Origin of the sequence: Flexivirga alba (assembly GCF_042661025.1) — a bacterium.
Taxonomy (GTDB): Bacteria; Actinomycetota; Actinomycetes; order Actinomycetales; family Dermatophilaceae; genus Flexivirga; species Flexivirga alba.
Genome location: NZ_JBHSWH010000001.1, coordinates 3,824,950 through 3,839,943, shown reverse-complemented (window position 1 = coordinate 3,839,943; position 14,994 = coordinate 3,824,950). Strand labels below are relative to the sequence as shown.

Here is a 14,994-nt window from a genome sequence, read left to right as displayed (position 1 = left end):
GACCGCCGACCACAACTCTGGGAGCCGACCACGTGCGCCGACTGATGACGGGCTATCGGCTCTCCGTCCTCGGACTGACCCTGCTGCTCGCGCTCATTGTTGCGCTGAACGGCTTCGGGCACTTTTACACCGACATCAAGCCAGAGGTCTATCTCGCGCCGGGCCGGATGATCCGGCAGTACCTGTCCGCCTGGACCGACACGCCCTATCTCGGCTCACCCAACTTCAACGTCGGACTCGTGCCGGTGCTGCTGGTCACCGGGGCGTTGCGGGGTATCGGCCTCTCACCCGAATGGACCTTCAAGGTCCTGCACTTCGCCCTCTGGCTGGCGACGGCGTGGGGTACCGCGCGACTGACGCGGCGTCTCGTGCCGAAGGCGGGTCAGTGGGCCGGGCTTGCGGCGGGGGTGCTGATCCTGGCCAATCCCTACACGATCCAGGCCGGCAGCACGCTGGCGATCGCGTTGCCGATGGCGCTGCTGCCGTGGTCGTTGCTCGCCTTCATCCGGGCGCTGTGGACCCCCGGCTGCCGATGGTTCTCACCGCAGGGCTGGGCGTGGCCGGCGACCTTCGGGCTGCTGTTCTTCGCGATGAGCGGCATGAACGTCGCCATCGTACCGATCTTCCAGCTGCTGGCACTACTGCCGATCCTCTGGGTCGCCCGGTGGGTATGGCGGCTGCGCTGGCCGGTTGTGCTCGGTGCGCTCGGCAAGTGCTCCGGGTTCGTGATCGGTGTGTCGATCTATTGGTTGGTGCCAGGCTTCGGCGCTGTCGCGACCGGCAATCAGATCGTCGACGAGTCGGAGTCGCTCACCGGCATCGCGAAGGTCGCGTCATACCCCGAAGTACTGCGTGGGATGGGCCTGTGGTCGCTCTACGGCCAGGACAACCACGGCGCCTGGGTGCCGCAGGATGCCGTCTTCCTGACCAGTCCGACGGTCATGGTCCTCACCATGCTGTGGCCCGCCCTGGCGCTCGTGGCCATGCGATGGTTGCACGGCGCCGCCCGCGTCATGGTCGGCGGCACGGTCGCGATCTCGGCGGTGCTGATGGTCGGCATGTTCCCCGCGGCAGGGCACCCGTCGTCGCCGTTCGGGATCGTCTTCCACTGGTTCGTCGACCTACCCGGCATGGCGGCCTTCCGCACCACGAACAAGGTAGGCGCGCTGCTCGCGCTGGCCTTCGCGATCGCGCTGGGTGTCGCGGCAGCGAAGGTGCTGCCGAAGCTGATGAGTCGCGACGGGCTGGCGCCGCTGGCCGCCGTGTCCGTGCTGTTGCTGCTGGTGTCGTGGACGCTGCCGGCGTTGACGAACCGGCTCTACACCTCGCCGATGGACATCCCGTCCTATTGGAAACAGGCTGCGTCGGCGATCGACAGGGGCAACGCCGACTCCGCAGTGCTGTTCCTGCCCGGTCAGACGCGGCCCGCCTACCGGTGGACCGTGGACCGCCCTGATGACGTCGCCAACTCCCTGTTCAGCCGCCAGGTCATCCTGCCCGAGACGAGCCCGAACGCCTCGGCTCCTGGCGGCAACTTCCTGGCCTCCCTGGACTCCACGATGGAGAACGGCGTCGTGCCATCCGGGACGGTCTCGACCTACGCGCGCTACCTGGGCGCCGACACCGTGCTGATGCGACACGACATCAACTGGGAGGACGCCGGCGGGGTGCGTCCCGGACTGGTCTCCTCGATCGCCGCCGACGACAAGGGTCTGCACGGCGTGGCCAATTACGGACTGCCCGGTGAGTTCGTGGGCGGCCCCGACAGCTCCGCGGACGAGAGCCAGCTGCCGCCGCTGCAGGAGTACTCCGTCACCGGCGCCGGCAACAGTGTGCGCGTCGAGCCGACCGGCAACTCGCTCGTCGTCGCAGGTGACGGCTGGTCGGTGCCAGCGATGGTCGACGCCGGACTGCTGCACGCAAATCCGAATTTCCGCTACGCACAAGACCTTTCGGCCAAACAGCTGGCCGGCAGCCTCGGCAGCGACCACACTCTGGTGTTGACCGACACCAACGCACGCCGGGACGCCATACCCAATCGGCTGTCGAACAACCAAGGCCCACTGCTCGCGGCGGACCAGCCGCTCGGCGTGACCCGCACGCTGGGCGACAACCCGCAGGACCAGACCGTGTTGGAGCGCTCCGGCGCACAGGTCACCGCGACGGCCGAAGGCGGTGCGTTCTTCGACCTGCCGTATGCCGTGCCGGAGAACGCCGTCGACGGCGACCCGTCGACCGCGTGGTTGTTCGGAGACTTCAACCGGGCGGACGGCGCGCGGCTGACGATCACCGAACCGGATGCGGTGAAGCTCGGGACCATCCGGATCGCCCAAGCGCCGGTTGGCAGCGTGAAGCTGGACAAATTGACCATTCGCGCCGGTGGCAAGACGGTGACCCGGAAGATGCCGAACACCGGGTATGCCGACTTCCCGATGGGCGACGTGTCCGCGAAGAAGGTCACCGTCACCGTTGACTCCACTCGCGGTAAGGGCTACAACCTGGTCGGCATCAGCGACATTCAGTTGGGCGGACAGCTCGCCCTGCGGTCGGCCAGGGCACCGCTGACCTTCGACACGCTTTATCAGCGTCTCAGCGCTGCAGACCGCGCCCGTTTCGATGCGACTCCGATGGACGTGCTGCTGGCCCGGCAACAGGGCACCGCCGACCCCGACGATGATGCCGAGACGCAGCTACGCCGGGTCATCAGCCTGCCCGACGAGCGGTCCTTCGACGCGACGGCTGCGGTGCGGGTGGCCGGATCCTTCGAAGCGATCTATGACCGGGTCGCGGGTCTCTCGCCAGCTGTCAGTGCGACCTCGTCGGACTTCTACTTCCGGGTCGCTGCCAATCGGGCCTCGCTCGCCGCGGACGGCGACCCCTCCACCGCCTGGCAGCCCGGCGGCAAGTTGCAGGGCGCCTGGTGGCAGCTCACCGGGTCCGAACGCGACATCACGTCAGTCTCGGTCACTCAGGGCGCGGGAGACGGAGACGCTTCGAACCCACGGGACTCCTATGCGAAGGACGTCACCATCACGGTGGACGGCAAGGAGGTCGCCACCGCGGTGTTGAAGGAGAGCGGCACGACCCGGATCGCCATACCGCCGATCGACGGAAAAGCGGTGCGCGGCAAGAAGGTCCGGATGACGATCGACTCGATCACCGGCACTGGAGGCGGTGTGCCGCCGCGGTTCACCAGCATCGACACCGGTGCGCAGGTGCAGAAGCTGGACCACCTGGGGCCGATCACGGATGCCGGCAGCAACGACCCGCGTTGCACCACGGTCGCCACCGTCGACGGCTCGCCGGTGCGGATGCGTCCGGCGAACGACCAATTGCAAGGGACTGCCGCACAAGGCGGGGAATGGGCCCTGTGTGGGTCGCTCGACCTTTCCAAAGGCACACACCGCATCGAGCCGGTCAGCGGCTTCACGCTGGACAACCTGCACCTGACGGACACGCAACGATCGTCGTCGGCGACTCCCGCGCAGCCGTCCGCCCGGATCGCCGACAACTCCAGCACTCACAAGACGCTCCGCGTCACGACCAACGGGCCGTCGGCGGTCGTGCTGGGGCAGAGCATCGCGGACGGCTGGCACGCCACCGCGAACGGTAAGGACCTGGGTGCCCCACAGACCCTCGACGGCTACTCCTCAGGGTGGTTGCTGCCGAAGGCCGGCAAGTACACCGTCGACATCACGTACTCCCCACAATTGCGCTCCACCATTGCGCTCGGCGTGAGCCTTCTCGTCATACTGCTCGCCGTGGCTCTCGCGGTATTGCCGTTCTTCGGCAAGCTGCGCACCGCGAAGGATGAGCCCGACGAGGACGAGGGCGACGAGCCGGACGAAGACGAGCCGGATGAAGCTGACGCATCCGCCGGTCCGGGGTATGCCGGTCGTGCGCCAGAGCGCACTCTTGGCATGGCCGACACCTGGGAGCGAAGGCGCCAGCGGCCACGACGTGCGGCGTCCGGGCCGCGGCGCCTGACCACGCGCATCGCACCGATGCGCGTGCCGCGGGTCGCGCTCGAGATCGGGCTGGTGCTGGTGGCCGGATTCTTCGTGGGCTGGGCCGGGCTGGTGGCAGGCGCCGCGGTCGTCGCGGTGCTGCGGTGGCGTCGTTCGATCCCGACCTGGTGGTTCCAGTTGGCCGGCGCGCTGCTATTGCTCGTGGCGATGGGCGTCTACCTGCTGGTGCTCGGCGACGCTCGCGGCACATTGAGTGCCGACGGTGTGGCGCGCAGCATGTGGCCACACTGGCTGGCCGGTGCCGGGCTCGTCATCGGGCTGGTCGGAGTACTGCACAACAGCGGCCGTGAAGCAGAGGATGACCGGTGATGAGTGAACAACCCTTGGTTTCAGTGGTGGTGCCGACGCGCAACAACGCGCGCACCATTCGTGCCTGCCTGCAGTCGGTGCGGGACCAGACCTACCCGCGGGTTGAGCTGATTGTCGTAGACAACCACAGCAGCGACGAAACCCTCGCGACCGCAACCGAACTCGCGGATGTCGCGGTGACCGGCGGGCCGGAACGCTCGGCACAACGCAACCTCGGCATCGCCCACGCGGAGGGCCAGTGGGTGCTGTGGCTGGACAGCGACATGGTGCTGCCCCCACGCAGCATCGAGCTGGCCGTGCGCACCGCGGCGGGCAGCGGCGCCACCGGGGTCGCGCTGCCCGAGCGGACGATCGGCGACGGCTTCTGGACCGCGTGCCGGGCGCTGGAACGCCAGTGCTATCTCAATCAGCCGTGGCTGCACAATCCGCGTCTGGTGCAGCGCGACTACCTGCTGGGTGATGGCGGATTCGACCTGGCCATGTCCGGCCCCGAGGATGCCGACCTGCGGTTGCGGATGCGTGCCGAGGGGCGCGGCATCGAGCTCGCGCCGATCGTCGTGGAGCACGACGAGGGGCGGCTGACCGTCGCCGACGTGATGCGCAAGCGGTACTACTACGGCCGCAGCATCCCCGCTTTCGTCGGCCAGCACGACGGTGCGGTCGGGGCGCAGGGTCGTGCGGTCCTGAAGTCGTATGCCGTCAACTGGCGACTGCTCACCCGTGATCCGATGCACGCCGCCGGCATGGTGGTGCTACGCAGCCTGGAGGTCGTCGGGTATGCCGCAGGCGCTCGCCGCGGCCGACGGGACCGCGCCCGGGTCGCGCCGTGAGGCGGATGCTGTGGGTGTCGCTGCCCGACCAGCGGCCGCGGCGTGAGCTCTACTGGATGAGCCGGATGCCGGACACGGAGGTGACGGCGCTGGCCGCGCAGGAGCCGGTCGGAGACATCACCTGGGTGCCGAGCACCTACCGGCGGCCGGTCAAGCGCTTCGTCGAGGCAGGTGCGCTGGCCTGGGTCAACGGTCTGGAGCGGCAGGACCCTGCGGCATACGACTGGGTGACAACGCTCGAGCTGTGCTCGTTGGTGACCGGTCAGGCGAGCAAGTGGCGGCGGGGCAGCACGGTGCGCCAGGCCGTCATCACCTGGGAGAACCTCCCCAACCAGCCGCTCTACAAAGTGCCTCCGTACAAGCAGGCGCTCGACTCGGCCCGCGATGCGGACCTCTACATCTGCACCATCGACGCTGCACGAAACCACATGCTGGACAACGGTTTTGACGACCACAAGATCCGAGTGGTGAAACCTGGCGTCGACACTGCGGTCTTCGCGCCGGCCGCCGAGCCGACCCACGAACCGGTCGTCGTGTTCTGCTCGCCGCTCGCCCCGAACAAGGGGATCGATCGCGTTCTCGATGCGATGCGTCTGGTCCGCGCCAAAGTGCCTGAGGCGCGCCTGGTGGTGGCCGGCAACGGGCCACTGCGCGGGCTCGTCGAGCGCGCTGCCGCCGACCCGCGCACCGGAGTGGAGGTGGCCGGGCAGCTGGACGCGCACGGAGTCGCCGACCTGCTGGCCAACGCCGCGGTCTTCTGCACCGCGCCGCGACCGACCTGGAAGTGGACCGAGCAGTTGGGTCTGGCCTACCTGGAGGCGCAGGCGTGCGGCATACCTGTGGTGACCACGCGGTGCGGCACCAACGACGAGGCGGTGCAGCCACCCAACGACCTGGTTGACGACGACGTCGAGGCGATCGCGGACGCATTGGTCACTCAGCTGACCGACCGTGACCGTCGGGTCCGGATCGGCGCCGCCAACCGCGAGCGGATGGTCGCCGAGCACGACCTGATCACCCAATGTGCCCGGATGGGAGCGGCATTCGCCGACATCGAGGCGCAAGGACGCTGATGGTGGAGGGGTTCGGTCAGGCCGGTCGGATCGGGCGCCGCGGTGTCGGTGCGATGGTCGGTCTGGTCTGCGGGCTGATCGCGCTCGGGCCGTCGTTGGCACCTGGCTACCTGCTGCACTACGACTTGGTTTTCGTGCCGCGGCTGGCGCTCAGCGATCGGACGCTCGGTGTCGATGGCTCGGTGCCGCGCGCCGTGCCCAACGACTTCGTCGTTGCGTTGCTGTCCCATATCGTTCCCGGTTGGGTGGTCGAAAAGGCTCTATTGCTAGCGTTTTTCGTGCTGGTCGGCGCCGGCGTCGGAGCGCTCATGCGCAGCCGACTGGGTGCCGCGGCCGCCGCACTGGTGGCCGCCTGGAACCCGTATGTCGCCGAGCGGCTGGCGATCGGGCACTGGGGATATCTGCTCGGTTATGCCTGCGTGCCGTTACTGGTAGCCGCCGCTGCGGCGGTGCGCGAGGGCGCGCCATGTGGCCGCACTCGACTCGGACTCTGGTTGCTGCTCAGTGCCGCGACCGGCTCCACGGGCGCTGTACTCGGTCTGATCGCGGTCCTCGCGGTGCTTGCGATGCCGGCCGGCAGTCAGGCGTCAGCGCGTCGCCGGGTCGGCGAATTCGGTTGGGTGCTGGTCATTTTCGTGCTCGCCAATGCGACCTGGTGGTACGCCTACCTCTTTCTGGCGCCGTCACAGTCAACGTCCCGGGTCGGCGTCGAGGCGTTCATGACCAGGGCCGACACCCCATGGGGCGTGCTCGGGTCGCTGCTGACCGGCGGCGGGATCTGGAATCAGGGGGTCTGGTTCTCCGAGCGGCAGTCGCTTGTCGTCTCCGGGTTGGCACTGCTGGTCGTCGTGGTGAGTGTGGCGCTCGCGCTGCGTGATCGGGTATGGCGCGCCGGCCCTGTGCTGTCCGGGCTGACCCTCGCAGGTGTCGTGGGACTCGTCCTCGCGGCGGCCAGCGCCGTGCCCGGAGGCTCGCAGCTGATGACCGCCGTCGTCACGGACCTGCCCGGCGGCGGACTGCTCCGGGACGCGCAGAAGTTCGTCGGCCTCTGGGTGTTGCTGGTCGCGGTGCTCGCGGGTCGTCTGGTGGAGCGGGTGCGCAGTGCGGGCGCAGCCGCCGGTGCGCAGCGAACGGCCGCGCTGTCGATCGCTGCCGTCGTCGCCTGCTGGCCAGTGGTGACCCTGACCGGGTTGGCCTGGGGTGCCGGCGGTCAGTGGCGGTCAGTCGACTACCCCTCGTCATACACGCGTATGGCGCAACGCATCGACGCGCTGCCGGCCGGAGGCGTCGCGGTGTTTCCGTGGGCGCTCTACCGGCAGTACTCCTTCGACCACAACGTCGTCGTGCTCGACCCGTGGCAACGGCTGCTCGATCGCGACGTCCTGGTCAACGACGACCTGCCGCTGGTCGGTGGCACGGTGGTGCCGGGGGAGAGTCCCGATGCTCACCGCGTAACCGCCGCGGTGCAGTCCGGCGTCGGCATCGTGTCCGCCCTGCGAGACGGGGGAGTGCGCTATGTCCTGATGCAGACCGACCAGCCGGCCGCGGGCGACATACACGAGGTCACCGGCCGGTCGCCGATCGCCTCAGCGGGTGACCTGCGGCTCTATGACCTGGGAGCGACCGGTGTGCGTGCACCTACCGACAGTGGAGCCGGCCGATACACCGGCTGGGTGCTCGCCGGGCTCGCGGTGATCGTCGTCGCCGGAAATTTCGTCCTCGATAGGAAGCGCGGCATTGCACACGGACGCTGACTGATGGGTAACATAGGCGGCGACCGCGTTCAATCGAGAGGAAGCATGACCGACACGAACAAGAAGCTGCTCTACAACGTGGGTGGAGTCGTCGCCGGTGCCGTTCTCGCAACCGTGGCGATCTTCGGCCTGATCGCGCAGCAGGGCTCCGTGACCCAGCCGCAGAAGTTCTCCTCGACGATCAGCTACAACCAGTAGGTCCGTCAGCCAACAGCTGACCACATACGCCGAACGGGGCGGTCATCCTCAAACTGAGGATGACCGCCCCGTTCGCGTGCGCCCAGAAGCCGTCACTCGCGAAGAAACAGTCGGTCAGAAGTTGGCGGCGACGGGTGCCTCGTCGGTCTCTTCGACCGCAACTGCTCCATCAACCTCTGTATGGCGCCGGGCGGCGAGGATCTCGTGCACCGACCGCAGCCGGGGCGCGCGTGCGACGGGCTGCTCGGGGCGCGGTGCACGACCCAGCACCGACTTGAGCGTCAGCTCCAGAGCCTTGCCGCTGCTGCCCCAGTCGAAGCTCAGCGCGTGCTGCCGAGCGGCCCGGCCGAAGGCGGTGCGCAACTCGTCGTCCTGCAACAGGACCGCGACCTGCTCGCGCATCTCTTCCGGAGTATGGGCCAGCAGCCCGGTCTCGCCGTGCAGGATCGACTCGGTCGGACCGCCTGCATGGGCGAAGGCCAGGGCCGGTGTCTCGTGCAGCCCGGCTTCGACGATCGTCAGGCCCCAGCCCTCCTTGTGTGACGGCATCAGCATCAACCAGGACCGACCCAGCAACCGGTGCTTGGTGGCATCGTCGACGAAACCGTGGAAGTCGACCCGGTCGAGGACGCCGCGCTTGGTCGCGTGGCGCACCAGCTCCTCGTGCCAGTAGCCGGCACCGATGATGTCCAGTCGAAGCTTCGGGTGCGCTGCCTGCAGGTCGGCGAGTATGTCGATCGCGGTTTCGACCTGCTTGTGCGGGACGAGGCGGCCGAGCACGGTCAGCACCGGAGTGCTGCTGTGCGGGTGCATCGTCCCGTGCTCCAGCTGGGCAGGGCGGTCGTTGCCGGAGTAGACGACATCGATGCGTTCGCGGTCGATGCCCAGCTCCACCAAGTCGTCGCGGCTGGCCTGCGAGACGGTGACGTAACGGCTGCTGCGGTAGACGCGCGGGGCGACCTTCGACTCCAGGAACCAGCCGAACCGCGCCAGCTTCGGACCGAAGATGACGTGCCACTGATCGCGGTGTACGTGGTGCGTGATGTTCACGACCGGCCGGCGCGCCAGCAGCGGTGCCCAGAACGGGACGCCGTTCTGGACGTCCATGACGATGTCGAAGTCGCTGCGGTGGCGGGCGGCATACAGCAGGCCCGCGACGTAACAGGTGAAGCGGCCGCCCTGCCGGACAACGCCGACGTCGCCGTGCCGGGTGGTGGGTTCGGCGCCGGGGAAGCGGCTGGTGAAGATGGTGACCCGGTGGCCGAGCTCGGTCAGCACCTCGGCGGTGCGCTCGGTGAAGGTTTCCGCGCCACCCGCCTCCGGGTTGTCCCGATCGCGCCACGAGAGGTAGAGCACCCGCATGGGCGGGCCTGTCTCGTCGGGACGAGAGCGCACGTGGTCTCCAAGTCTGTATGTGGCGCCGGACACATTCAGACCGGCACCGGTAGAGTAACGCGGAATGCTACCCGTTGGTAACTGGAGGTTTGGTGTGTCCGGCGAGGTGGGCAGTGGAATCTGTGAAATCTGCGGAAACTCCACCGAGAGACTGCTGCTGCGGGGTGGTGACGCCCTCTCGCGTTGCATTGACTGCGGGCATCTGACCCGAGATCTCACCGATGCACCGGCCGATCACCGTGATCATGCGTATGGCGGGGAGCCGACCCTGGACGCCTGGCGACTCGCTCTCACCCACCGCTTGCTGACCCGCGATGGGACGCCCCGATCCGTCTTCGAGGTCGGCTACGGCTCGGGCGCACTGTTGCGGCGCTTTCTGGATGCAGGGGCGACGGTCGCCGGCACCGATCCGGACCAGCTCGAAGTGGCGGTCGATCCGCTGGTCCGCCAACGCGGTCAGCTGCACACCGCCACGATCGAGGAGTTGGCCGCCACCGGTGACCAGGTGGAGCTGGTCTACGGCATACACGTGCTCGAGCACGTGCTCGACCCGATGCAGACCCTGCAACACGCGGCGGACCTTCTCGTGCCCGGAGGTGAAATGCAGTTCTTGACTCCGGCCGGTGACAGCGATGGCCTGCGCGCCTATGGCCGGGCCTGGTGGATGCTGGAGGACCCCACGCACGTGCGGTTCTTCAGCGCCGAAAGCCTGCGCCGGGCAGCGATCTCCGTAGGGTTGACCGATGTGCGCGTGACTCGACCTGCCCTGGACAGCCTGGTCACCGACGTCGCCAGCCTGACCCGGCTGGCTCGTCCGCGTCCGCGACCGCACGGCGTGCTCGCGCAGCGGTCGGTTCTGGCGACCGGCCTCGTGACGGCTCCGTTGGTGCTCGCGGCCCGCGCTGTGCGACCGACACTTCGACCGACCCTGCACCTGACCGCACGGAAGGCGCGCTGATGGACCGCGGCATCGGCAGGTCCACGCGCTTGTTCCGCGCGTTCCTGGTGGAGCAGACCGAACCCGAGGTCTTCTACGGCACGCTCGCCCGGGACTCGTGCGAGATGCTCGCCGAGATCACCGATCTGAATGGCGCTCGCGTCCTCGATGTCGGTGCCGGGCCTGCCGAGTTCGCGCACGAGTTCCGCGCGGCGGGGGCGACATACGTTCCGATCGACCATGACGCGACGGTGTCGTCGGTGCGGGACGGCGGAGTCGTGGCATCCGCTGAAGAGCTGCCGTTCGCCGACGCGAGCGTCGACGTGGTCTTCAGCAGCAACCTGTGGGAGCACGTGCGTGACCCGGAGAAGGCGGCCGACGAAATGGTGCGCGTCGTCCGGCCGGGCGGGCTGGTCTACCTCTCCTACACGAACTGGTTGTCCCCGTGGGGCGGGCACGAGACGTCGCCGTGGCACTGGCTCGGCGGTGAGCGCGCGGTGCGTCGCTACACCCGCAAGCACGGACACGCGCCGAAGAACACCGTGGACCGAACCCTCTTCCGGGTCAGCGTGACGCAGGGCCTGCGGTGGGCCGAGGGTCATCCTGAGGTGGAGGTGCTCGCGGCCCGGCCGCGCTACCTGCCCGACGCGGCCCGTGTCGTGCTGCGGGTGCCGGGTGTGCGCGAGATCGTCACCTGGAACTTGTTGCTGATCCTGCGTCGCCGATGACCGAACAACAGCCGCTGCTCGGTCGCGGTGCACTCGAGCGGCTGCAGCTCGGGTTGCTGCTGGTGGTCCTGGCGATGGTGCCGTGGCTGGTGTCGCCCGGACGCACCGAGCCGGACACCAAGATCGACCTCACGCTGACGCCGTGGCGCTACCTGGGTCGCTCGCTGGACGCCTGGAACAACCACGCCGGTCTCGGCGAACTGCAGAACCAGGCCTACGGCTACCTCTTCCCGATGGGTCCGGTCTTCGGCGTATGCCGCTCGCTGGCCTTGCCCGCCTGGGCGACGCAGCGGGTCTGGTGGACCCTGCTGCTGGTGGTGTCGTTCCTCGGCACCCAGCAGTTGCTGCGCCGGCTCGGGGTGGCCGGCGCGGTGCCGGCACTGGTCGGTGGTGCGGCATACGCGCTCGCACCCCGCATGCTGACAGTTCTGCCGGTGATCTCGATCGAGGCCTGGCCGATGGCGCTGGCACCCTGGTTGGTGATCGCGGTGCTGCCACTGGTCCGGCGCGAGCTCTCCCGTGCCGAGCTGGTCCGATGCCTCGCGCTCGCGGGTGTGCTGACTGCTGCGCTCGGTGGGGTCAATGCCACCGCTTCCGGAGTCGTGCTGGCACTGCCTTTCGCGTTCCTCATCACCCATCCGGTGGGACGTCGCCGGCTGGTGTCGTGGCTGGTCGCAGTGGTGCTCGGCGCGCTGTGGTGGCTGCTGCCCCTGCTGGTGCTGGGGCGCTACGCATACCCGTTCCTGGACTACATCGAGACGTCGTCGATCACGACGGCCGTGACGTCGGTGCCCAACGTGCTGCGCGGCGCCGACGACTGGATCGCCTACATCCTCGACAGCGCGAGTCACCCTGTCTGGCAAGGCGGTTGGGTGCTCGCCCAGTCCGTCACCGCGATCCTGGCGACCGGTGCGGTGGCTGCCGTCGGTTGCTGGGGGCTGCTGCGGCAACGAGGACATCTGGCGCGCTGGACCCTGCTCTGCGCGGTCGGCGCGACGCTCTTCATGGTGGTCGGTCACGGCGGCACGGTCGGCAGCCCTCTCTCGCAGTCGGTGCGTGGACTGCTCGACGGTTCGCTCGCGCCGCTGCGCAATATTCACAAGGCCGACCCGGTGCTGCGGTTGCCGTTGGTGATCGGCTTCACCGCCGTGCTGCAGCGCGTGAGCGTCTCCCGGCGGGCGCGTGATCGTTTCGTGCCTGCGGTTCTCGCGCTCGCTGTTGCGGTCGCCGCGACACCGATCTGGCAGGGGCGCGTCGGAGCCTCGGACGCGTATGGCGCCATACCAGCGCAGTGGACGCAGGTGGCGCACGAGATCGACCGGGCCGCAACGGAATCCGGCGGATCCACCATGCTGCTTCCGAACTCGCGCACCTCGACCTACACCTGGGGCAGCACGACCGACGAGCCACTGTCCGCGCTCGCGAAGTCGCCGGTGGTGACCCGGGCGGCCGCACCGCTCGGCATACCCGCATCGACGCGCATCCTCGACGTCGCTGACGAACTCGCCGCCTCCGGGGAAACCCAGCCGAGTCTGGCCGCCGGCCTCGCGCGGCTCGGCATCAAGCGGGTCGTGCTGCGGCGCAACCTGGCGGCATCGGTGCAGGCGCAACCGTGGCAGCAGGTGCAACGAACGCTGGCACGCTCACCGGGCTTCCGGATCGCTGCCACCTACGGCAAGGGGCGCTCCGCGCTCACTGTGTATGACGTGACAGCCGCCCACGCCGCGGACGTGAAGACTTCGGACGCGACGACCTACGGTGCGACACCGCTGACCGTCGCCGGGGGACCGGAGGCGATGTTCGGGCTCTACACGACCGGGCTGTTGTCCGCGCAGCAGTGGATGCAACTGGACAGTGCGACCTCAACGCACGCCGACGTGGTGACCGACAGCATGCCGTGGCGGTCGTACAACAACGGCGTGCCGACGGCCTACGGCTACAGTCCGGTGCTGACTCGGGACAACCGGACGCCGACCCACATCGGTGCGAAAGACCTTCTGCCCGCTGATGATCCGGCGAGGCAGCCCGCGCGGGAGTGGATCGGCTGGAGCCAGGTCAGCGTCTCGTCCTCGGGCGCCGACCCCTTCGCCAAGAACTATCTGAGTGTCCGTGACGGACCGGCCGCCGCATTCGACAACGATCCGTCGACGGCCTGGCTGACCGGCGACCATCAAGGCACCGCGTGGCTGCGGGGCGAGTTGCCCGGTCGCACCGTCCGCGAGATCCGCCTGCAGCTGGCCGGCCGCTCACAGCACGCGACGTTGCCCGACACAGTGCGGGTGCGGGTCGGCAACAAGCAGGTGTCTGTGGCCGTCCGTGGTCGTAGCGAGGTCACGGTGCCGGTGCCGGCGACGAAGGCGGGTTCGGTCGAGGTGCGCTTGACCGCACCCAGCGATGCCGTCGACCCGGTGCTCGGAATCACCGAAATGCGTGTCACCGGAACAAAACTCGGTTCGGTCATCGACATACCGCAGACCGTCGATCCGAGCTCACAGGCGTTGCTGCTGCACCGGTTGCCGGAGGACGGCACGACCATCACCCGGCAGGTCCACCTGACCGGCAGTGCTCCGGCCACGGCGACAGTCTGGCTGCGCGCGTCCGATGGCGTCGTGTCGACCCGCTGCGGCGCCGCCGGCAGTGTGACGGTGACCGACGCAGGCCGGACCACCCGAATCCCGTTGCAGGCGAAGGGTTCCGGGCGAGTGGCGAAGGGCGGTCTCGTCGAAGCGAAAACCTGCATTCAAAGCGGGTTGAGCGGTGCCCTGAGTAGCCCGGAGCCTGCGACGGGCGTATCGAAGGGTAGGGCGAGGAACGAGCCCGTATCGAAACCGCGAGGGACCGCGCAGACGATCTCCATCACCGGAAAGCCAGGCCTCACACCGGAACTCGCGACCTTCGGCAAGAACCCGACCCCACCGGACACCACCCGCAAGGTCACGTCCATGACCGGTGACTCGGGCCAGCGAGTCGTCAAGGTCAGTGCGGGCGCGCCGGGGGTGGTCGCGCTCAGCGAAGGTTTCAACGCCGGCTGGCAGGCGACCGACGGATCCGGCACGAGCTTGCAGGCAGTCGAGGTCGACGGCTGGCGGCAGGGCTTCCGGGTCACCGGCACCGGCGCCGACACGATCACGATGAGCTTCGAGCCGACGACCCCGCAACGGCTCGGGCTGTTCGCCGGCGGGCTCGTCGCACTCGCGCTGTTGCTCACGTTCCTCGCGGCGGCGTTCGTATGTCGCAGATCTGCGAGGTCGAGCGCCGCCCTGAGTAGCCGTGAGGCACGAGCGGCGTATCGAAGGGTAGGGCGAGGAACGAGTCCCTATCGAGACCTAGCGGCTGAGGCACGTGGTCTCGATACGCCCTCCTCCGCTTCGCTCCTCCGGCCACTCGACCAGCTTGCGCGGAATACTCGACCAGCTTTGGGGGCCGTGGCAGCGGTGGTGGTCGGGTTCCTGGCCGCCGGTCCGGCGGGACTTCTGGCCGGTCTGGTCGCAGCAGCCGTGCCGGTGCGGTGGTTGCGGCATACGGCCGGCGGGGCGATGGTGGCCGCCGCACTCGCACTCGGCTTCTTCGGCGTGGTCGACGCACAGTCGGCCGGCGCCATCGCCGGTCAGCTGCTCGGCACCGTCACGTTGAGCGCGCTGGCACGCGCGGGGTGCGTGTTCGGCCGTGCGCCCACCGCAGCACCGGACGCTCCACCAGCGACGCCGACGCGATCGCAATCAGCACGCTGAAGACCAGCACC

9 protein-coding genes are annotated in these 14,994 nt (G+C 68.6%); 8 read left to right on the top strand and 1 reads right to left on the bottom strand.

Annotation, left to right across the window (positions count from 1 at the left end; translation table 11 throughout):
- Positions 1-44: 44 nt before the first annotated feature.
- From ACFQDH_RS19005 to ACFQDH_RS18985, 5 genes are read left to right on the top strand one after another with little or no spacing between them, the layout of a single operon-like run.
- Positions 45-4,337: an alpha-(1->3)-arabinofuranosyltransferase domain-containing protein gene (locus ACFQDH_RS19005; protein WP_382403956.1), complete on the top strand. Its 4,293-nt coding sequence runs from the start codon at positions 45-47 to the stop codon at positions 4,335-4,337.
- Positions 4,337-5,167 (top strand): glycosyltransferase family 2 protein, encoded by an 831-nt coding sequence (locus ACFQDH_RS19000; RefSeq protein ID WP_382403955.1) that lies wholly within the window; start codon positions 4,337-4,339, stop codon positions 5,165-5,167. The genes ACFQDH_RS19005 and ACFQDH_RS19000 overlap by 1 nt, the downstream gene beginning before the upstream one ends.
- A gap of 5 nt (positions 5,168-5,172) precedes the next feature.
- Positions 5,173-6,240: a glycosyltransferase family 4 protein gene (locus ACFQDH_RS18995; protein ID WP_382404901.1), complete on the top strand. Its 1,068-nt coding sequence runs from the start codon at positions 5,173-5,175 to the stop codon at positions 6,238-6,240.
- A complete protein-coding gene (locus ACFQDH_RS18990) occupies positions 6,240-7,994 on the top strand; it encodes an MmpA family trehalose lipid delivery protein (RefSeq protein WP_382403954.1) in 1,755 nt (584 codons plus the stop codon). The genes ACFQDH_RS18995 and ACFQDH_RS18990 overlap by 1 nt, the downstream gene beginning before the upstream one ends.
- 45 nt (positions 7,995-8,039) lie before the next feature.
- A complete protein-coding gene (locus ACFQDH_RS18985) occupies positions 8,040-8,192 on the top strand; it encodes a hypothetical protein (RefSeq protein ID WP_325549221.1) in 153 nt (50 codons plus the stop codon).
- Positions 8,193-8,306: 114 nt separating this feature from the next.
- Here the strand turns inward: ACFQDH_RS18985 and ACFQDH_RS18980 are convergent, their stop codons facing one another.
- Positions 8,307-9,587, bottom strand: coding sequence for a glycosyltransferase family 4 protein (locus ACFQDH_RS18980; RefSeq protein ID WP_382403953.1), 1,281 nt, complete (start codon positions 9,585-9,587; stop codon positions 8,307-8,309).
- A 94-nt stretch (positions 9,588-9,681) separates the two neighbouring features.
- Here ACFQDH_RS18980 and ACFQDH_RS18975 point away from each other — a divergent pair, with 94 nt between their 5' ends.
- From ACFQDH_RS18975 to ACFQDH_RS18965, 3 genes are read left to right on the top strand one after another with little or no spacing between them, the layout of a single operon-like run.
- On the top strand, positions 9,682-10,545 hold the full coding sequence (locus tag ACFQDH_RS18975) for a class I SAM-dependent methyltransferase (protein ID WP_382403952.1): 864 nt from the start codon (positions 9,682-9,684) through the stop codon (positions 10,543-10,545).
- Positions 10,545-11,252 carry a class I SAM-dependent methyltransferase gene (locus ACFQDH_RS18970; protein WP_382403951.1) on the top strand — a complete coding sequence of 236 codons (708 nt, stop codon included), beginning with the start codon at positions 10,545-10,547 and terminating at the stop codon, positions 11,250-11,252. Before ACFQDH_RS18975 ends, ACFQDH_RS18970 begins: the two co-directional genes overlap by 1 nt.
- A complete protein-coding gene (locus tag ACFQDH_RS18965; RefSeq protein WP_382403950.1) occupies positions 11,249-14,983 on the top strand; it encodes an alpha-(1->3)-arabinofuranosyltransferase domain-containing protein in 3,735 nt (1,244 codons plus the stop codon). Before ACFQDH_RS18970 ends, ACFQDH_RS18965 begins: the two co-directional genes overlap by 4 nt.
- The last annotated feature ends 11 nt before the right edge of the window (positions 14,984-14,994 follow it).